The organism is Streptomyces sp. YIM 130001 (assembly GCF_003574445.1).
GTDB lineage: Bacteria > Actinomycetota > Actinomycetes > Streptomycetales > Streptomycetaceae > Streptomyces.
Window position 1 is genome coordinate 36,594 of record NZ_KZ984576.1, and the last position, 18,406, is coordinate 54,999.

At 71.7% G+C, this 18,406-nt stretch carries 21 protein-coding genes; 12 read left to right on the forward strand and 9 right to left on the reverse strand.

The features are described 5' to 3' along the window. Window position 1: 1 nt before the first annotated feature. Both DSC45_RS33745 and DSC45_RS33750 read right to left on the reverse strand, forming a co-directional pair. A complete protein-coding gene (locus DSC45_RS33745; RefSeq protein WP_119295849.1) occupies window positions 2–751 on the reverse strand; it encodes an SDR family oxidoreductase in 750 nt (249 codons plus the stop codon). Between the two features lie 128 nt (window positions 752–879). Next, the gene (locus tag DSC45_RS33750) at window positions 880–1,626 is read right to left on the reverse strand and encodes an SDR family NAD(P)-dependent oxidoreductase (protein WP_119295850.1); all 747 of its coding nucleotides are present in this window, start codon (window positions 1,624–1,626) and stop codon (window positions 880–882) included. A 271-nt stretch (window positions 1,627–1,897) separates the two neighbouring features. Between DSC45_RS33750 and DSC45_RS33755 the strand changes: the two genes are divergently transcribed. Next, a complete protein-coding gene (locus DSC45_RS33755) occupies window positions 1,898–2,743 on the forward strand; it encodes a helix-turn-helix transcriptional regulator (protein ID WP_119295851.1) in 846 nt (281 codons plus the stop codon). A gap of 12 nt (window positions 2,744–2,755) precedes the next feature. Here DSC45_RS33755 and DSC45_RS33760 read toward each other — a convergent pair whose 3' ends face one another. Both DSC45_RS33760 and DSC45_RS33765 read right to left on the reverse strand, forming a co-directional pair. Continuing rightward, the gene (locus tag DSC45_RS33760; RefSeq protein ID WP_119295852.1) at window positions 2,756–3,391 is read right to left on the reverse strand and encodes a response regulator; all 636 of its coding nucleotides are present in this window, start codon (window positions 3,389–3,391) and stop codon (window positions 2,756–2,758) included. Further along, window positions 3,384–4,619, reverse strand: a complete 1,236-nt coding sequence (locus tag DSC45_RS33765) for a sensor histidine kinase (RefSeq protein ID WP_119295853.1) — start codon at window positions 4,617–4,619, stop codon at window positions 3,384–3,386. Before DSC45_RS33765 ends, DSC45_RS33760 begins: the two co-directional genes overlap by 8 nt. A gap of 135 nt (window positions 4,620–4,754) precedes the next feature. Between DSC45_RS33765 and DSC45_RS33770 the strand changes: the two genes are divergently transcribed. Together DSC45_RS33770 and DSC45_RS33775 are read left to right on the forward strand one after the other, a co-directional pair. Further along, window positions 4,755–5,834 carry an ABC transporter permease gene (locus DSC45_RS33770; protein ID WP_119295854.1) on the forward strand — a complete coding sequence of 360 codons (1,080 nt, stop codon included), beginning with the start codon at window positions 4,755–4,757 and terminating at the stop codon, window positions 5,832–5,834. Then, window positions 5,831–6,562, forward strand: coding sequence for an ABC transporter ATP-binding protein (locus DSC45_RS33775; protein ID WP_119295855.1), 732 nt, complete (start codon window positions 5,831–5,833; stop codon window positions 6,560–6,562). The genes DSC45_RS33770 and DSC45_RS33775 overlap by 4 nt, the downstream gene beginning before the upstream one ends. 50 nt (window positions 6,563–6,612) lie before the next feature. Here DSC45_RS33775 and DSC45_RS33780 read toward each other — a convergent pair whose 3' ends face one another. Further along, window positions 6,613–7,410 carry an IclR family transcriptional regulator gene (locus DSC45_RS33780; protein ID WP_119295856.1) on the reverse strand — a complete coding sequence of 266 codons (798 nt, stop codon included), beginning with the start codon at window positions 7,408–7,410 and terminating at the stop codon, window positions 6,613–6,615. Between the two features lie 423 nt (window positions 7,411–7,833). Between DSC45_RS33780 and allB the strand changes: the two genes are divergently transcribed. Next, window positions 7,834–9,189: an allantoinase AllB gene (allB, locus tag DSC45_RS33785; RefSeq protein ID WP_119295857.1), complete on the forward strand. Its 1,356-nt coding sequence runs from the start codon at window positions 7,834–7,836 to the stop codon at window positions 9,187–9,189. Window positions 9,190–9,248: 59 nt separating this feature from the next. Here the strand turns inward: allB and DSC45_RS33790 are convergent, their stop codons facing one another. Then, the gene (locus DSC45_RS33790) at window positions 9,249–9,989 is read right to left on the reverse strand and encodes an SDR family oxidoreductase (RefSeq protein WP_240435001.1); all 741 of its coding nucleotides are present in this window, start codon (window positions 9,987–9,989) and stop codon (window positions 9,249–9,251) included. 217 nt (window positions 9,990–10,206) lie between these two features. Here DSC45_RS33790 and DSC45_RS33795 point away from each other — a divergent pair, with 217 nt between their 5' ends. Both DSC45_RS33795 and DSC45_RS33800 read left to right on the forward strand, forming a co-directional pair. After that, window positions 10,207–10,827 carry a dihydrofolate reductase family protein gene (locus DSC45_RS33795; RefSeq protein ID WP_119295858.1) on the forward strand — a complete coding sequence of 207 codons (621 nt, stop codon included), beginning with the start codon at window positions 10,207–10,209 and terminating at the stop codon, window positions 10,825–10,827. 205 nt (window positions 10,828–11,032) lie between these two features. Next, window positions 11,033–11,455: a guanyl-specific ribonuclease gene (locus tag DSC45_RS33800; protein WP_119295859.1), complete on the forward strand. Its 423-nt coding sequence runs from the start codon at window positions 11,033–11,035 to the stop codon at window positions 11,453–11,455. Window positions 11,456–11,519: 64 nt separating this feature from the next. Here DSC45_RS33800 and DSC45_RS33805 read toward each other — a convergent pair whose 3' ends face one another. Continuing rightward, window positions 11,520–11,720 carry a hypothetical protein gene (locus DSC45_RS33805; RefSeq protein WP_119295860.1) on the reverse strand — a complete coding sequence of 67 codons (201 nt, stop codon included), beginning with the start codon at window positions 11,718–11,720 and terminating at the stop codon, window positions 11,520–11,522. 181 nt (window positions 11,721–11,901) lie between these two features. Between DSC45_RS33805 and DSC45_RS33810 the strand changes: the two genes are divergently transcribed. Beyond that, window positions 11,902–13,209 (forward strand): sensor histidine kinase, encoded by a 1,308-nt coding sequence (locus DSC45_RS33810; RefSeq protein ID WP_119295861.1) that lies wholly within the window; start codon window positions 11,902–11,904, stop codon window positions 13,207–13,209. Window positions 13,210–13,214: 5 nt separating this feature from the next. Here the strand turns inward: DSC45_RS33810 and DSC45_RS33815 are convergent, their stop codons facing one another. Next, on the reverse strand, window positions 13,215–14,000 hold the full coding sequence (locus DSC45_RS33815) for an SAM-dependent methyltransferase (protein ID WP_119295862.1): 786 nt from the start codon (window positions 13,998–14,000) through the stop codon (window positions 13,215–13,217). Window positions 14,001–14,215: 215 nt separating this feature from the next. Between DSC45_RS33815 and DSC45_RS33820 the strand changes: the two genes are divergently transcribed. After that, window positions 14,216–14,902: a response regulator gene (locus tag DSC45_RS33820; protein WP_119295871.1), complete on the forward strand. Its 687-nt coding sequence runs from the start codon at window positions 14,216–14,218 to the stop codon at window positions 14,900–14,902. Window positions 14,903–14,949: 47 nt separating this feature from the next. On the opposite strand, the gene DSC45_RS33825 is transcribed toward DSC45_RS33820, so the two are convergent. Next, the gene (locus DSC45_RS33825) at window positions 14,950–15,456 is read right to left on the reverse strand and encodes a GyrI-like domain-containing protein (RefSeq protein ID WP_119295863.1); all 507 of its coding nucleotides are present in this window, start codon (window positions 15,454–15,456) and stop codon (window positions 14,950–14,952) included. Between the two features lie 290 nt (window positions 15,457–15,746). Here DSC45_RS33825 and DSC45_RS33830 point away from each other — a divergent pair, with 290 nt between their 5' ends. The 4 genes from DSC45_RS33830 (at window position 15,747) to DSC45_RS33845 (ending at window position 18,396) form a co-directional block, all read left to right on the forward strand. Continuing rightward, complete coding sequence (locus DSC45_RS33830) at window positions 15,747–16,172, forward strand: PaaI family thioesterase (RefSeq protein ID WP_119295864.1); 426 nt, start codon at window positions 15,747–15,749, stop codon at window positions 16,170–16,172. A 10-nt stretch (window positions 16,173–16,182) separates the two neighbouring features. Continuing rightward, window positions 16,183–16,689, forward strand: coding sequence for a hypothetical protein (locus DSC45_RS33835; protein ID WP_119295865.1), 507 nt, complete (start codon window positions 16,183–16,185; stop codon window positions 16,687–16,689). A 139-nt stretch (window positions 16,690–16,828) separates the two neighbouring features. Beyond that, window positions 16,829–17,236: a YciI family protein gene (locus DSC45_RS33840; protein ID WP_119295866.1), complete on the forward strand. Its 408-nt coding sequence runs from the start codon at window positions 16,829–16,831 to the stop codon at window positions 17,234–17,236. Beyond that, on the forward strand, window positions 17,233–18,396 hold the full coding sequence (locus tag DSC45_RS33845; protein ID WP_119295867.1) for an RNA polymerase sigma factor: 1,164 nt from the start codon (window positions 17,233–17,235) through the stop codon (window positions 18,394–18,396). Before DSC45_RS33840 ends, DSC45_RS33845 begins: the two co-directional genes overlap by 4 nt. Window positions 18,397–18,406 lie beyond the last annotated feature (10 nt).

Consider the following 18,406-nt stretch of genomic DNA (forward strand, 5'->3'; position numbering starts at 1 on the left):
GTCACCGCTGTGCGGTGGGCCGCACCACGATCTCGTTCACGTCGATCAAGTCCGGCTGCGCGATGGCGTACGCGATGCCGTCCGCGATCGCTGCGGGGTCCAGTGCCATGGCGTCGCGACTGGCCAGCAGCGCGGCGCGGGCGTCGGGATCGGCGACGGAGTTGACGAAATCCGTGTGGACGAAACCGGGGGAGACGACGGTGACGCGCAGGTCGCCGACCTCCTGGCGCAGTCCCTCGCAGACCGTACGGACGGCCGTCTTCGTCGCTGAGTAGACCGCCTGTCCGGGGACGGTGCGGTACGCCGCGGTCGACGCCACCGCGACGAGGTGCCCCGACCCCTGCCGGCGGAAGACCGGCAACGCGGCGGCGATGCCGTACAGAACGCCGCGCAGATTGATGTCGATCATGTCGTCCCACTCGTCGACGCGCAGCTCCTCGAGCGTGGAGACCGGCCCGATCCCGGCGTTGTTGACCAACGCGTCGAGCCGGCCGAATTCGGTGACCGCAGTGTCGACGAGTCGGACGAGGTCCTCGCGCCGTCGTACATCGGTGGTGACGCCGACCGCGCGGCCACCGTTCTGCCGAATCTCGGCGGCCAGTTGTCCCACCCGGTCACCGCGCCGTGCGCCGAGTACGACGGCTGCGCCGCCCTCCGCGAGGGTGAGCGCTGTCGTCCTGCCGATGCCACTGCTGGCGCCGGTGACAGCTATCACCTTGCCGTCGGTCCGTGTCTTGTCCGTGATCGTCATCTCTCTCTTCTCCTTCATCGGTCTGGGTACTTCGCCGGTCCCGCACGCTCGGGGGTGCGGTCGGCCTGGCAGGGGCTTCGGTGGGGGGACGGGGAGGGCTGGGCCTCCGCGGGTTCAGCGCGGGCAGGTCACACCTGCGCCATTCCGCCGTCGACGAACAGCTCGACACCGTGGACGAAGGCGGCGTCGTCGCCTGCGAGGAACGCGGCGACCGTGGCGATCTCTCGTGGGTCGGCGATACGGCCGATCGGGCTGCCTGCGCCCATGGCCTCCAGTTGTGCGGCGACGCCGTCGGCCCCGAACGCCTTGGCCAGGGCTCCCCGCAGGGACTCGGTGTCGACCGCGCCGGGACTGAGTACGTTCATCCGGATACCGGACCCCTTGGTGTCCTGGATCCAGGAGCGCAGGAAGTTCCGGATGGCGGCCTTCGCTCCGCCGTACAGGCCCATTCCATAGGGCGGGTGGATCGACGCGGTCGACCCGATCACGGTGATGCTGCCGCCGGGACGCATCAGAGGCAGTGCCTTCTGCACGGTGTGCAGGACGCCCTTGACGTTCACCGAGAAGGTCAGGTCGAACTCCTCCTCCGTGATGGATCCCAGGACGGAGTGGTGGCCGCTGGCCGCGTTGGCGATCACCGCGTCGAGGTGACCGTGACGCTCGGCGATGCGGTCGTACAGTGCGTCCATGTCGGCGGAACCGGCCACGTCGGCGCGGATGCCGAAGGCCTGCGCGCCGAGCTTGGCAGCTGCCTCCTCGACACGCTCCTGATCGCGGCCGGTGATAACCACCTGCCGCCCGCGGGAGATCAGTTCCTCGGCGATGGCGTAGCCGATGCCGGAGGTGGCGCCGGTGACGAGTGCGGTCTTGTTCATGGCTCTTCCTTGTCTGTCGCAGGCTGTCCGTCGACGGCCGTGGGGCGAGCGAGGGGAGGCCTCGGCGGATCTGGGCCGTCCGGTCAGTGGTGGGCGACGGTCCGATCGGTCGTCGCTGAGAAGATCCGGGCCGCAGCGGTGGTTACCGGCTGCCGAGGTGCCCGTCTGCGTCGGGAGGAGTGCTGAGCTCCCGGGGCCTGCCCTCAGTCTGCAATGGATTTAGCCTGGTATACAGAGCCTGTTTATTCTGGAACTGAGGGTGTTACCCACCATGCAGAACGATGAAGATCAACGCCGTGAGCTGGGCACTTTCCTGCGGAGTCGAAGAGGCCGGATCACCCCCGAGCAGGTGGGGCTGCCGCACACCGGCCGGCGCCGTACCCCGGGGCTGCGCCGGGAGGAGCTCGCGCTGCTCGCGGGGATCAGCGCCACCTGGTACACGTACCTCGAGCAGGGCCGGGACATTCGCGCCTCGGACCAGGTACTGGGTGCCATCGCCTCGACGCTGCGGCTCGACCCCTTCGAGCGTGAGCACCTCTTCCGGCTCGCCGGTCACGCACCTGCGGTCCGCGGCGAGCAGGCCGAGCCGCTCGCCGCGGAGGTGGCGGCGGTCCCGCACCTGCTCCAGCCGCAGCCGGCGTACATCATCGACGGCACCTACGACGTGTTGAGCTGCAATCGGGCGGCCCGCGAACTGTTCACGCACCTCACCGCCACCGCGGACCGGCCCGCGAACTTCGCTCGGTGGACGTTCCTGGAACCCGCGGCGCGAGAGGTGATCGTCGACTGGGAGCCGGAGGCGCGCGGCCTGCTGGCCCGACTCCGGCTGCTGGCCGGACGCCGGCCGGGCGACCTCCGGTACGAGCGCCTGATCGACGAACTCAAGGCGGGCAGCGCACACATGCGCACCTGGTGGCCGCAGTACGACGTGCAGGCCCGCCACGGTGGACGTAAACGGCTGCGGCCGCCGGGGCGGGAAGCGGCCGACTTCACCTACACCGCCTTCCACTTGGCGGAACAGCCCGAGCTGACGCTGGTGGTCTACGGCGAAGCCGACGCAGACCGCGAAGCCGACCCGGACCACGCAACCGGCGAAGCCCTGCCGAGCGGGGAATGACCGCGCCGGGAATCAGCGGCGGAGCATGCCGCGGGCCGTCGCCGCCGCGACCGCGGACGTGCGGGAGTCGACGCCCAACTTGGCGTAGATGTGCACCAGATGGGACTTCACCGTGGCCTGGCTGAGGAAGAGCTCCTTGCTGATCTGCAGGTTCGACAGGCCGTCGCCGACCAGGCGCAGTACTTCGAGTTCCCGGCGGCTGAGTGCCTCTCCGGGAGCGCGCATCCGGCCCATCAGGCGGTGTGCCACGGCCGGTGCCAGTGCGGAACGTCCCGCCGCCGCGGTCCGTACCGCGGCCGCCAGTTCCTCGGGCGGCGCGTCCTTGAGGAGGTAGCCGCTGGCTCCGGCCTCGACGGCGGCGAGGATGTCGGCCTCGGAGTCGTAGGTGGTGAGCACCAGGACGCGCGGGGCGCCCTCACGGCCGGCGATCGCCGCCGTCGCCTCGGCGCCGTGCATACGGCCGGGGCCGAACTGCAGGTCCATCAGGACCACGTCGAGCGGTTCGGTGGCGGCGATCCGCACGGCGTCCTCGGCCCGCGCGGCCTCCGCGACCACCCGGAAGCCGGGCTCGGTGTCCAGTACGGCGCGCAGTCCGGCCCGTACGACCGGGTGATCGTCGGCGAGCAGCAGCCGTACCGGGTCACTCATGGGGGCCTCCGGGCCGGGTGGCCCCCGGCAGGGGCAGGGTGATGGCGACGGCGGTGCCCTCGCCGGGTGCCGACTCGATCGTCAGGGTGCCGCCGAGGGACTGGGCACGGGAGCGCATCGCCGGCAGCCCGAAGCCGCCCTCGGTGCGGGGTCCCGCACCGCGTGCACCCGCACCGCGCGGGCCGTCCCCGGCCGGTGGGGCGGCGGGGTCGAAGCCCACGCCGTCGTCCACGACGTCCAGGGCGACCGAGGTGTCCATGAAACTCAGCGTGATCGAGGCGCGGGCGGCGCGCGCGTGGCGCACCGTGTTCGCCAGCGCCGACTGCGCGATCCGCAGCAGCGCCACTTCGTACGGCGTCGGCAGCTCGACCGGCTCGCCGCTGATGTCGAAGCGCACCTCGGGCCCCGGTGCCGCGGCGCAGAGCCGCTCGAGGGCACCGGTCAGCGAACCGTTCTCCAGGTCCGGCGGGGTCAGTTCGCGTACGAAGCGGCGGGCCTCCGCCAGGTTGTCCTGCGCGGCCACCCGCGCCTCGCGGACATGGGTGAGGGCCGGGGCTCCGGCGGGCAGTGCGCGTTCGGCGGCCCGCAGCAGCAGCTGAATGCTGGACAGGCCCTGGGCCAGGGTGTCGTGGATCTCGCGCGCCAGCCGTTCACGCTCGGCCAGCGTGCCGGCCGCCCGTTCGGCGTCGGCCAGCTCCGCGCGGGTGGCGAGCAGTTCCTCGATGAGTTCGCGTCGGCGCTCGCTCTCGCGGTAGAGGGCCCGGTGCCCCAGGACGGTGCCGACGGCGACGGCCGCGCCGAGGAACGGCCCGATCACCGCTCCGGGCGTCGCAGGCCCGCCGTGCCCGACGAAGCTCGCGGTGGCCGCCGCCGTACTGACGGCCACCAGGAGCAGGCCCCAGCGCAGCGGCAGGACGTGCAACTGCAGGAAGAACAGCGGGAACGCGATCCACAGAGCGTCCGCCGTCAGGACCAGGAGCACCGCCCACAGCACGCAGAGCAGTGCGAGCCACCCGAGCGCGGCCCGCTGTGAGCGCCGGGCGGCCGGGACGCACAGGCCGCCCGCGTAGACCGCGGCGAGCACCGCGCTGACGGCGATGACGGCAGGGGCGTGCGGCTCGCCGTCGGCCGCCGCGCGTACGGCGACGAGTGCGAGCAGCCCGGCCATCAGCAGATGCAGACAGCCGCGCAGGGCGCGCAGGACGGGGGTGAGGGATCGGACATCCATGACCTGTCAAGAGTAGGCAGGTCAGGCGCCGGGACGGTCAATCGAAAGGTTGATTCCCGGCTGCGTCCTTCGGTCCCGCGAAAGCGTGCCGGAGCTCGATGCATCCGTGGTGCCGCTCTCCGCAGGGTGGGGAGCATGTTCGTCGCATGGAGAGATCTCAGATTCGCCAAGGGCCGCTTCGCCCTGATGGGCACGGTCGTCGTGCTCATCACCCTGCTCGTGGGACTGCTGTCCGGACTGACCGCGGGGCTGGCCCGCGAGAACGTCTCGGCCATCACCTCGCTGCCCGCCGACCGCATCGCCTTTGCCGCGCCACCGGACGGCCAGTCGGTCTCGTTCACCGATTCCACGGTCCCGGAGAAGGCGTGGACCAACTGGGCCGAGCAGCCCGGGGTGGCCGCCGCGGACCCGGTCGGCATCCGCACCCTGAACGCCGCCGCGGGCGAGCGCACCGCCGCCACCTCGGCCTTCGGTGTGGACCCGAAGTCCGAGGCGGCACCCGCGGGGCTCGCCCCCGGGCGGATCGTGCTCTCCGAGCAAGCGGCCGACGACCTGGGCGTCGCCGAGGGCGACACCGTGCGCCTGAGCGGCCTCGACCAGCAGGTGGCCGCGGTCTCCGGCGACGCCTCGTACAGCCATACGCCGGTGGTGTGGACGACGCTCGACGACTGGCAGCGCATCGGACACAGCGGTACGGACGCGGGGGAGCAGGCGACCGTGATCGCGCTGCGGCTCGACGGCGACGCCGATCTCGCCGCCGGGGACAAGGCGGCCGGTACGTCGACCACCACCCCCGACGAGGCGCTCTCGGCGATCGGCTCCTATCAGGCGGAGAACGGGTCGCTGCAGCTGATGCGCGGGTTCCTGTTCGTCATCTCGGCGCTGGTGATCGGGGCGTTCTTCACCGTGTGGACGATCCAGCGCAGCGGTGACATCGCCGTGCTCAAGGCGCTCGGCGCCGCCACCCCGTACCTCCTGAAGGACGCGCTCGGTCAGGCCGTGGTGCTGCTGGTCGCCGGTACCGGATTCGGCACCCTGATCGCCGCCGGTGCGGGCGGTCTGATCGGTGGGGGAGACGTGCCGTTCGTCCTCGACCCGGCAACTGTCCTGGTACCGGCCGGAGTTCTGATCGCCCTCGGTGTGATCGGTGCGGCACTGGCCGTACGTCGCGTGACCTCCGTAGACCCCCTCACCGCTCTGGGAAGTGCCCGATGACCACCACGAACGACCATGTCCTCACATCCGCCGCGACGTCGGACGCCCCGAATCTCCGGCTCGACGACGTCACGCTGACCTATCCGGACGGCGACGGGCGGCTCACCGCACTCGACCACGTACACCTCGACGTGCCGGCCGGGACGATCACGGCCGTCGTCGGTCCGTCCGGATCGGGCAAGTCCAGCCTGCTCGCCGTCGCGGCGACGCTGGTGACGCCGGACAGCGGCAGTGTCGTCCTGGCCGGGACCGCCGTCGACGGGCTGAGTGCGGCGGAGCGTTCGCGGCTGCGGCGCGAACGGGTCGGCATCGTGTTCCAGCAGCCCAGTCTGCTGCCGTCGCTCACCGCGCTCGAGCAACTGCAGGTCATGGCGCACCTCGACGGGCGCAGCCCGCGTACGGCGCGGCGGCGGGCGTCGGAGCTGCTCGACGCGGTGGGCCTCGCCGCGCAGGCCGGCCGGCGGCCGCACCAGCTCTCCGGCGGACAGCGTCAACGCATCAATATCGCCCGGGCGTTGATGAACGAACCGGCCGTCCTGCTGGTCGACGAGCCGACCAGCTCCCTCGATCACGAACGCGGTGCCGCGGTGCTCGACCTGATCGCCCGGCTGACCCGCGAACGCGGCACGGCGACGGTTCTGGTGACCCACGACCGAACGCATCTCACCGAGGCCGACGCGGTGTCGACGATGACGGACGGTCGGCTCGCGGCCGGAGCGCCTGCCTGACGGCTCGCGGCGGGGTGGTGAGGCCTGACGGGCGGCCGGCAGGCCTCGGCCTACGATCCGTTGCTTTCGGCCAGCGCTTCCGACAGCTCCTCGGCCACCTCGCGCAGGATCGGGACGATCTTGTCGGTGGCCGCCTCGGTCACCCGGCCCGCCGGGCCGGAGATCGAAATCGCCGCGGAGGTGGGTGAGTTGGGCACCGGCACGGCGAGGCAGCGGACCCCGATCTCCTGCTCGTTGTCGTCCACCGCGTAGCCCGCGACCCGTACCTGCTCCAGGGCGTCGAGGAAGCCCTCGGGCGTGGTGATCGTCTTCTCGGTGGCCGCCGGCATGCCGGTACGGGCGAGCAGGGCCCGCACCTCGTCCGGCGGGGTGTCGGCGAGCAGGGCCTTGCCCACGCCGGTCGAGTGCGGCAGGACCCGGCGGCCGACCTCGGTGAACATACGCATCGAGTGCTTGGACGGCACCTGCGCCACGTACACGATCTCGTCGCCGTCGAGCAGTGCCATGTTCGCGGTCTCGCCGGTCTCCTCGACGAGACGCGCCAAGTACGGGCGGGCCCAGGTGCCGAGCAGTCGGGAGGCGGACTCGCCGAGCCGGATCAGGCGGGGGCCCAGTGCGTAGCGGCGGTTGGGCTGCTGGCGGACGTAACCGGTGGAGACCAGGGTGCGCATCAGGCGGTGGATGGTCGGCAGCGGCAGGCCGCTGCTGGCCGACAGTTCGCTGAGCCCCACCTCGCCGCCGGCGTCCGCCATGCGCTCGAGCAGGTCGAAGGCGCGTTCCAGGGACTGAACCCCTCCGCTGGCGGCGGGCTTGGAGGCGTCGGCGGAGCTGTCCCTTGACGTCGGCACGGAGCGGTCCTTTCGGTGCTTCGGTTCGGTGCTTCGGATCGGATGCGCGGCCCGGGATGCGGGTCATGTCGGCTGGGCGAGCTGGTGCGGGCTGGCAGCAGCCTACCCGGCGCTTCCCGGGGCAGGGCGAGGACCGAGCGGGGCGGTCGTGGCCGGTCAGGGCCCCTTTGTCCCGGTGTCAGGGGCGGACTGGCGGGTTCCGGTGGGTTGAGTATGGTGGGGATCGCCGTTCTGTTGTGCGAAATTCCAGTTCCACTTCATGGAAACATCCAAGTCGTGGTCCGGCGGTGCGCATGTCCGCCGTAATCGGCTCCGACGGTTCGGCCGGGTCGGGGCGCAGGGTCTTGACGGACTCGGGCGCCGGATGAAAACTCATTCAACAGAACGTTGAATTTCACTTTGCGGAAGCTGAAGGAGAACGGGTTGTCCGACGTGGAACTGGTCCTGCGCTCGACGCGAGTCATCACCCCCGAGGGCGCGCGGGCCGCATCGGTCGCCGTCGCCGACGGCCGCATCGTCTCCGTGCTCCCGCACGACGCCCCGGTGCCCGACGGTGCACGGCTCGAGGACCTGGGCGACCACGTGCTGCTGCCCGGCCTCGTCGACACCCATGTGCATGTGAACGACCCGGGCCGCAGCGACTGGGAGGGCTTTTGGACCGCCACCCGCGCCGCGGCAGCCGGTGGCATCACCACCCTGGTCGACATGCCGCTCAACTCCCTGCCGCCCACCACCACCGTCGACCACCTGCGGATCAAGCAGGAGGTCGCCGCGGCCAAGGCGCACATCGACATCGGTTTCTGGGGCGGCGCCCTGCCGGACAACGTCAAGGACCTCGCGCCCCTGCACGAGGCCGGCGTCTACGGCTTCAAGTGCTTCCTCTCGCCGTCCGGCGTCGACGAGTTCCCGGAGCTCGACCAGGAGCAACTCGCCACGTCCATGGCTGAGATCGCCGGCTTCGACGGCCTGCTCATCGTGCACGCCGAGGACCCGCACGAGCTCGACTCCGCCCCGCACCTGAGCGGCCCCAGTTACGCGGACTACCTGCAGACCCGTCCCCGTATCTCGGAGAACGCCGCGATCGAGGGCCTGATCGCCACCGCCAAGCGCATCGGCGCCCGCATCCACGTCCTGCACCTGTCCTCGTCCGACGCGCTGCCGCTGATCGCCGCCGCCAAGCGCGAGGGCGTACGCCTGACCGTCGAGACCTGCCCGCACTACCTCACCCTCACCGCCGAGGAAGTCCCGGACGGCGCGAGCGAGTTCAAGTGCTGCCCGCCGATCAGGGAGAGCGCCAACCAGGACGCACTCTGGGAGGCCTTGGCCGACGGCACCGTCGACTGCATCGTCACCGACCACTCGCCGTCCACCGCGGACCTCAAGACCGACGACTTCGCCACCGCCTGGGGCGGCATCTCCGGTCTGCAGCTCAGCCTGCCCGCCGTGTGGACCGAGGCCCGCAAGCGCGGCCACGGCATCGAGGACGTCGTCCGCTGGATGTCCGAGCGCACCTCCGCCCTCGTCGGCCTCGACCGCAAGGGTGCGATCGCTCCCGGCCGCGACGCCGACTTCGCGGTCCTCGCACCGGACGAGACCTTCACCGTCGACCCGGCCGAGCTGCAGCACCGCAACCGGGTCACCGCCTACGCGGGCAAGACCCTGCACGGCGTGGTCAAGTCGACCTGGCTGCGCGGCCGTCGGGTCCACCACGAGGGCGAGTTCGCCGAGCCGTCCGGCCTGCTGCTGTCCCGCAACGGGGACGCCGGACCGGCTGCCTGACACGGCACGCGCCCCGGGCCCGCCTCTCACTCGAGAGGCGGGCCCGGGCCGCCTGCGTACTACGCCGAGTGCCCGCCGTCCACGACGAGTTCGGCGCCGGTGATGTACGCGGCGTCGTCCCCGGCCAGATAGGCCACCAGGGATGCCACCTCGTCCGCCGTACCGAACCGGCCGAGCGCGGTGGCCGTGCGCTGAGACTCCGCGAAGGGCCCGTCGGCCGGGTTCATCGCGGTGTCCACCGGACCGGGGTGGATCAGATTCACCGTGACGGCACGCTCACCCAGCTCCCGCGCCAGCGCCTTCGTCATGCCCGTCAGGGCCGACTTGCTCAACGCGTAGAGCGTGCCGCCCGGCCCGCCCGCGTAGCGTGCGAGCGCGGTGCCCGTGGAGATGATCCGGCCGCCGTGCTCCAAGCGGCCCGCCGCGGCCTGCGTGGTGAGGAAGACCCCGCGCACATTGGTGTCGAGTACCCGGTTCACGTCCCCGCCGGACAGGCCGGTCATCGGGCCGAGCATGGCGATGCCCGCGTTGTTGACCAGGATGTCGAGCCGTCCGAAATGCTCCACGACCCGGTCCACCACCCCGGCCGCGGCCTCGGCGTCCGCCGCGTCCGAGCGGATCGCGACACCGCGCCGCCCCGCCGCCTCCACCTTCGTCACGACCTCCTCGGCGTCCGCCCGGTTGCTGACGTAGGTGATCGCCACGTCGGCGCCCTCGCCGGCGAGCCTGAGGGCGATCGCCGCTCCCATCCCGCGGCTGCCGCCGGTCACCAGGGCCACCTTGCCGTCCATGCCGTTCATCGCGTTTCCCGTCCTGTGTGGGTCCGTTGCCGTCGACGCGCTGTGTGCTGTCGTCATGCACACCAGAGAACCGGTCGGCGGGCGCTGACGCTGGCGGGGATCGGACGCCCACACCGGCCCCTGCGAGCGGTCCGTGCCCCGCGGGAACGATGAGTTCGGGCCGGCGCGACGGTCGTAAAGGGTGAAGCGACGAGTACCTTCCGGAGCGGAGAGCGCCATGAAGATCACCCTCACCCAGTTCGTCACCCTGGACAGCGTCTACCAGGCGCCCGGTGGCGTGGACGAGGACGCCAGCGGCGGCTTCGAGCACGGCGGCTGGGCGGTGCCGTACGACGACGAGGACTTCGGCCGGTTCATCTCGGGAGTCTTCGAGCAGGCGGACGCCTTCCTCTTCGGCCGCCGCACGTACGACATCTTCGCCGGGTACTGGCCGACCGTCACCGACCCCGGCGACCCGGTCGCCTCCCGCTTCAACTCCCTGCCCAAGTACGTCGCCAGTGCCACCCTGACCGACCCCGAGTGGGCCGGCACCACGGTCATCGGCGGTACCGACCTGCTCAAGGACGTCACGGATCTGAAGCAACGCCCAGGCCGGGAGCTCCAGATGCACGGCAGCGGCGGACTCGCCCAGACCCTCCTCGCGCACGGCCTGGTGGACACCGTCCACCTGCTCACCTACCCGGTCGCCCTCGGCTCCGGCCGGCGCCTCTTCGCCGAGGGCGGACTGCCCACGGCCTTCCGCCTCACCCGGTCGGAGACCACCGGCACCGGCGTCGTCATCTCCACCTACGACACCGCCGGCAAGCCCGAGTACGGGACGTTCGGCCCCGACGCGTGACCGGTCACGGGTGACCGGTGAGGCGGGTCCGGCTGCGGCGGAGTGGCGGCCGGGCACGCCCGAAACGCGTTCACACCCGCCTCCGGCACACCTCCACGCGTACGTCGCCGGACCTCCACACTCGCCGTCCGCAACGGTGAACTTCCGTAGAACGGCGGGCACTTGGCGTTGACACGCCCCGCTCTACGCGCGTCATGCTAGGGCCATGCGAATCCCCCCACGAATCGCCACAGGTATCGCACTCGCCGCAGCCCTCGTCGTCGGCGGCCCCGTCGCCGCGCAGGCTGCCCCGACCTCCGCCGCTCCCGTGTCGGCCACGGTGTCGGCCGGTGCCGTCGCCGCGGTCGGTGACATCTGCCAGTCCGAGCTGCCCGCCGAAGCGCACGACACCCTCGAGCTGATCGAGGCCGGCGGCCCCTACCCGTACCCCCAGGACGGCACGGTCTTCCAGAACCGCGAGGGACTGCTGCCCGACCAGAGCTCCGACTACTACCACGAGTTCACCGTCGAGACCCCCGGCTCCCCGGACCGCGGCGCCCGCCGCATCGTGACCGGCGAGTCCGAGCAGGAGGACTACTACACGGCCGACCACTACGAGTCCTTCGACCTGGTCGACTACGCCTGCTGACACCCACCCGCACACCGGCGCCCGGCTCGCACCGCCACTCCCCGACGGCGGTACGAGCCGGGCGTCAGGACTTCGCGCTGTCGGCCGCGACGAAGACGGCGATCGCGAGGACGATCGTGGCGATGCTCGCGTACAGCTCGTAGCCGTCGAAGAACGACAGGCGCTGGATGAACCCCCACTTGATCCAGCCGAACAGCTCGTACGTCAGACCGCCGGTGCCCTGGAACAGCAGAACGGCGCCGAGGAACTCGAGAAGCTTCTTCATGGCGACGATCGTCCCGGCCGGGCACCGGTCGGCGCATCGGCCACCGGATGACCGCTGCGGTGCCGGGAGTAGCGGACCTGCGCCGCGGAGCCGGTCCGAAAGTCGGTGCCTGCCTCACCAAGGTCGATGATCCGGCGCAGTACTGCGCCGGCCCGGCCACGGCTGCGTAGATTTGTCGACCATGAGGGACAGTGAGCAGGCCGCCGCATCGACCGAGCCCGGCGGCCCCGCGTACGCGCACGGCCACGGATGGCCGTGGCTGCTGCCCTCGGCCCTCGCCGACGATCTCGACCCGGACCGGCAGCGCGGCCGCACCCGCCGCACGGTGCGGGACTGGATCGTCGACTTCATCTGCTTCCTGCTCGCCGTCGGCATCGGAATGATCACCGCCGACGCGCTGAGGACGAACCCGCACGTCTCGACCGGCCTCGCCGACGCCGACGAGATCCTCGGGGCGCTCGCCTGCGCCTCCCTCTGGCTGCGCCGGCGCTGGCCGGTGCAGCTCGCCGCCTGCCTCGTGCTGCTCGGTCTGGTCTCCGAGTCGTCCGGAGGGGCCGGGGCGGTCGCCCTGTTCACCCTGGCCGTGCACCGCCCGTTCCGCTATGTCGCGTGGATCGGCGGCTTCTCGACCGTCACCACCGGGTTCTTCTACTGGCTGCGGCCCGACGGTGAGGCGTCCTACCTGGTGTCGACCGTGTTCGGCGTGATGGTCAACGTGACGATCATCTGCACCGGACTGCTCGTCCGCTCCCGCCGCCAGCTGCTGCTCTCGCTCCGCGACCGCGCCCGCCGTGCGGAGTCCGAGGCCGCCCTCCGCGCCGAACAGGCACAGCGTCAGGCCCGTGAGGCCATCGCCCGCGAGATGCACGACGTCCTCGCCCACCGGCTCACGCTGCTCAGCGTGCACGCCGGCGCCCTGGAGTTCCGCCCCGACGCCCCGACCGACGAGATCGCGCGGGCGGCCGGCGTGATCCGGGACAGCTCGCACGACGCGCTGCAGGACCTGCGCGAGATCATCGGCGTCCTGCGGGCCGGTGACGGCTCCGAGGAATCGGGGCGCCCGCAGCCGACGCTCTCCGGCCTGCCGACCCTGGTCGCCGAGTCACGCGCGGCCGGTATGAAGGTCACCCTTGACAACCACGTGGAGTCACCCGGCGACGCCCCGACCGGCGCGGGCCGCAACGTCTACCGCATCGTGCAGGAGGGGCTGACCAACGCCCGCAAGCACGCACCCGGCGCCGCAGTCACCGTCACCGTCGAGGGATCCGCGGGACACGGGCTCAGCGTGCGGGTGTCCAATCCGCCGCCGCCCGGTGACGTCCCGGTCGTGCCGGGCTCCGGACAGGGCCTGATCGGCCTCACCGAACGTGCCGGCCTGGCCGGCGGCCGCCTGACTCACGGCCGCGGACCCGACGGCGGGTTCACCGTCACGGCCTGGCTGCCCTGGGCGGAACAGTCGAAGCCGCGGAACTCCGCGAGCGACCGGTGAGCGGACTACGGAACGCGCGCCACACCCACGTAGAACCCGCTCAACTCGGCCTGGGGAGCGGGCTCGTCGCGGTACCAGTGGGTGGCCGTCACCAGTCCCGGATCGGCGAGCTCGAGACCCTCGAAGAACGGCAGCACTTCCTCGCGGCTGCGCATCCGCAGGGGGACCTGGCCCTCCTTGTAGGTGTTCTGCACGCCCTTCGCCAGCTCCGGGTGCTCGTCCGTCGTGCCGTGCGTGAGGACCAGATAGCTGCCCGGCGGAAGAGCGTCCACCAGGGTGCGCGTGAGGCCGTACGGGTCCTCGTCGTCGGTGATGAAGTGCAGCAGCGCGATCAGGGACAGGGCGACGGGACGGTCGAAGTCCATGAACTCCCGGGCCCGTTCGAGGATCGCCTCCGGCTCCCGGACGTCCGCCTGGATGTAGTCCGTGGCGCCCTCCGGCGTGCTCACCAGGAGTGCCTCGGCGTGCCGGAGCACGATCGGGTCGTTGTCCGCGTAGACCACGCGGGAGGCCGGCGCGATCCGCTGGACGATCTGGTGCAGATTCGGCTGGGTCGGGATTCCGGTGCCGATGTCCAGGTACTGGTCGATGCCCCGGTCGGCCAGCCAGGCGGCGGCGCGGTGCATGAACGCGCGGTTGCGCCGGGCGTTGTCACGGGCCTCCGGCGGCAGCTTCTGGGCCATCTCCTGATCGACCAGGTAATTGTCCTTGCCGCCCAAGAGCCAGTCGTAGATGCGCGCGGGGTGCGGCCTGGTGGTGTCGATCACGAGCTTGGCGTCTTCGCCGGTCATACCTGGCTCCCGTGCGTTTCTGGCCGGTACCGGAGAGCCACAGCGGTGGCTCTCCGCGAACACGCGGATTATGCCACCGCACAGACGATCGAGGCCCGTTGGATGCCGATGGCACCTCCGGACCGGCACCGCACGGGCCGTTCGCCGGATCCGGAACCACCCCGGCCGGGGACCGTCCTGTCGGGGCGGCCGCGCCGGTGGATACCGTGATCCGCATGACTGCGATCCGGCTGCTCCTCGTCGACGACGACCCTCTCGTACGGGCAGGGCTCGCCCTGATGCTGGGCGGCGCCGAGGACATCGAGATCGTCGGTGAGGCGGCCGACGGCGAGGAGGTCGCAGCCCTGGTCGACAGTGCCCGCCCCGACGTCGTCCTGATGGACATCCGGATGCCGGTCGTCGACGGCCTGGAGGCCACCGAGCAGCTGCGCGCCAGGCCCGACGCCCCCGAGGTGGTGGTGCTCACCACCTTCCACGCGGACGCCCAGGTGCTGCGCGCGCTGCGGGCCGGTGCCGCCGGATTCGTCCTCAAGGACACCGCACCGGCCGAGATCGTCGACGCCGTACGACGCGTCGCCGCCGGTGACCCGGTGCTCTCGCCCGCCGTCACCCGCCGCCTGATGGACCACACCGCGGCCAGCGCGGCCGACCCGCGCAAGGCCGCGGCCCTGGAGCGGCTCGCTGCCCTGGGTGACCGTGAGCGGGAGGTGGCGGTGGCCGTCGGTCGCGGTCTGCCGAACGCGGCGATCGCCCGCGACCTGTACATGAGCGTGGCCACGACGAAGGCTCATGTCTCCCGCATCCTGACCAAGCTCGACCTCAACAACCGTGTCCAGATCGCCCTGCTCGCCCACGACGCGGGGCTCCTCGACGACGAACCGACGGATCCGGGCGAAGCCTGACCGCCGGGAGCAGGGTGTCGACTCCCCTTGTGCGTAAGGCGGTTCGGTCAATCGCGCAGGCGCAGGGACAGCTCCGCCTCCCAGCGGTTCAGGTCGGGCTCCATGCGGGGATCGGAGCGGTAGCTCTCCAGTCGGCAGCCCCAGGCCTCGCCCTCGTCCGTGCGGGTCAGGTCCAGGTCGAGGCGCTTGGCGCGTGCCCACTTCTGGAGCGAGTCCGCGACCGCGAACAGCTCGTCCGGGTGCCCGATGTGAGTGACCGTCACATACCTGCCGCCGGGCAGCGTGCCGGCGAACAGGTCGTCGCCGGGCACCCGCACCCGCTCGCCGACCGGAACACCCGCCACCACCTGCAGCTCCCGCGAGAGATCCGACGGATCGATCACCTCGTACCGGAAGAAGGGCCCGCCCGACGGCGTGACGCCGCGCTCGCTCAGCCGGCCGACGATCTCGGGCAGCCGGTCGGCGAGCAGTCCGAAGCTGTCCCAGGTGACGCGGCTCCGGGCACCCACGAACGGCACGGGGGCGCGCTCCTCGATGCGCGGTTGGTTCGGCATGGGGCGATCCTGCCGGGGTGTGCCCGGTGGCGCACCCCGGCGGACCGGATCGCGGTGCGCGCGGTCCCCGTGGCCGGCGGCCGCGATCAGCACCGGCCGCGACGAGCACCTGTCGGAACGAGCACTTGCCGGAACGAGCACCTGTCGGAACGAGCACTTGCCGGAATGACTGCCGCCGTTCCTGGTCGGCGCGACGTGATCCCCGTCGCCTCCGGCCCCGCCGTGTTGACCTGCGTACGGCCGCTGACCACCCTTGAGCCAGCCGCCTGCCCCAGGAGGAGCACAGCACCATGACAGGATTCGACCTCTCCGTGGCCGAACAGGTCCTCGACGCCCAGCCGTTCAGTCGTCTGCTGAAGGCCAGGATCACCGCATTCGGCGACGGCGCCGCCGTCCTCGAGCTCGACATCCGGGACGAGCTGCTCCAGCAGAACGGCTTCGTGCACGGCGGGGTCCTGTCCTACGCGGCCGACAACGCCCTGACCTTCGCCGCCGGAGCCGCCATCGGCGCCGCGGTCCTCACCGCCGGGTACTCCATCCAGTACGTGCGCCCGGCCCGCGGCACCACCCTGACCGCCCGCGCCGAGGTGGTGCACGCCGGCCGGCGGCAGGCCGTCGTCCGCTGCGATCTGGTGATGACGGGCGGCGACGACGCCGGCGACGAGACGCTCTGCGCGGTGGCGCAGGGCACCGTCCTGTCCACGGCCAAGGACTGACCGGAGCGTCATGCAACGCAGCGTCGAGATCAACGCGGAAGTCGCCGGCCGGACGGGCGGCGGCAAGGGATTCCACTACCTGCACTGGCGGTCCAAGCTCGAGCTGAGCATCGACTGCTTCGTCTGCGAACGCACCAACCGCACAACGGTCCTCGAGGTCGGTGCCGAGCGGGCACTGTGCTCCGGCAGCCGGTCCGGCATCCCCGGGCACTACACGGCCGCCCGGATCGCCGCCTTCGACGTCACCTCGGGCGAGGACCGGCTCGCGCTGCGCGCCGTGGTGAGCTTCTGGTGGGCGCCGTTCCACGACTCCCGCAGCGGCCACCGCAACGCGGCCCCGACCCTGCACCCCTGGGTCCGTCTGCACATCGGGTACGAGTGCCCCGAGGACGCCGACGAACCGGGCACGGCCTCGATCCAGACCAATATGGTGCGTCCGGCCAGCGAGTCCTGCGGCCAGTGCGGCGGCAAGGTGGTCACCAGCGAGCAGGCCCCGACGATCCGCCTCCTCGACTGAGCGCCGGACGGCGAGCCGCTGACGGGCCTCTTCGGAGTTCTCCGCAGGAAAGTCGCCGCACGATGTCGAGAACGGGCGCGCTGCTCCGTCCCAGGTGCGAACGCGGCCACAATGGCCGCATCTCACCAAGGAGAAGACCATGGCGAAGTACCTGCTGCTGAAGCACTACCGAGGCGCCCCGGCTGCGGTCAACGATGTCCCGATGGACCGGTGGACGCCGGAGGAGGTCACCGCTCACCTGAAGTACATGAACGACTTCGCCGCCCGGCTCGAGGGCACCGGCGAGTACGTCGACAGCCAGGCGCTGTCCTCCGAGGGCACGTTCGTCCGCTACGACGGCGAGGGGCGGCCGCCGGTCACCGACGGTCCGTTCGCCGAGACCAAGGACCTCATCGCCGGCTGGATGGTGATCGACGTCGAGACCTACCAGCGGGCGCTCGAGTTGGCCGGCGAGCTCTCCGCCGCTCCGGGAGCGGGCGGCAAGCCCATCCACGAGTGGCTCGAGGTGCGGCCGTTCTACGGCGTGCAGCCCGCGGCCACCGAGTGAACGAGGCGCTGCTCCGCGAGCTGGTGCCCGCGGTGATCGGGGTCCTCGTCCGCCGCGGAGCCGACTTCGCGGCGGCCGAGGACGCCGTACAGGAGGCCTTGGTCCAGGCCGTGCGCGAGTGGCCGGACGACTCCTTGCCGAGCGGCGCGCCTGCCCTCCGGGACCCCAAGGGCTGGCTGATCACGGTGGCCTGGCGCAAGTACCTCGACGCCGTCCGCGCCGACGCCTCCCGGCGGCGGCGCGAGGAGCTGGTGGACGCCGAGCCGGTGCCGGAGCCGGGCGAGGCCGCGGACGACACCCTGCAGCTGTACTTCCTGTGCGCCCACCCCTCCCTGACACCGGCCTCGGCCGTCGCGCTCACGCTGCGCGCGGTCGGCGGCCTGACCACACGGCAGATCGCTCAGGCCTACCTGGTGCCGGAGCCGACCATGGCGCAGCGGATCAGCAGGGCCAAGCGCATCGTCTCCGGAGTCCGCCTCGAGCAGCCCGGCGACGTCGCCACGGTGCTGCGCGTGCTCTATCTGGTCTTCAACGAGGGCTACTCCGGCGATGTCGACCTGGCCGCCGAGGCGATCCGGCTCACCCGCCAACTGGCGGCCGGGATCAGCCACGAGGAAGTCGCGGGCCTGCTCGCGCTCATGCTCCTCCACCACGCACGGCGCCCGGCACGGACCGGCCGCGACGGCAGTCTCGTACCGCTCGCCGAACAGGACCGCGGACTCTGGGACACCCGGCTGATCGCCGAGGGCGTCGACATCCTGCAGGCCGCGCTCGCCCGCGACCGCCTCGGTGAGTTCCAGGCCCAGGCGGCCGTCGCCGCGCTGCACGCCGACGCCCGGACGGCCGAGGAGACCGACTGGGTGCAGATCGTCGAGTGGTACGACGAACTGGTGCGCCTCAGCGACAGCCCGGTGGCCCGCCTCAACCGTGCCGTCGCGGTGGGCGAGGCCGACGGCCCGCGGGCGGGTCTCGCCGCCCTGGCGGCGCTCGATCCGTCACTGCCGCGGTACACCGCCGTCGAGGCCTACCTGCACGAGCGCGACGGCGATCCGGCCACCGCGGCACGGCTCTACGCGCGGGCCGCCCGATCGGCGCCGACCATCCCCGAACGCGACCACCTCACGCGCCAGGCCGCCCGGCTCAACTCGCGCCCACGCTGATCCGGACGAC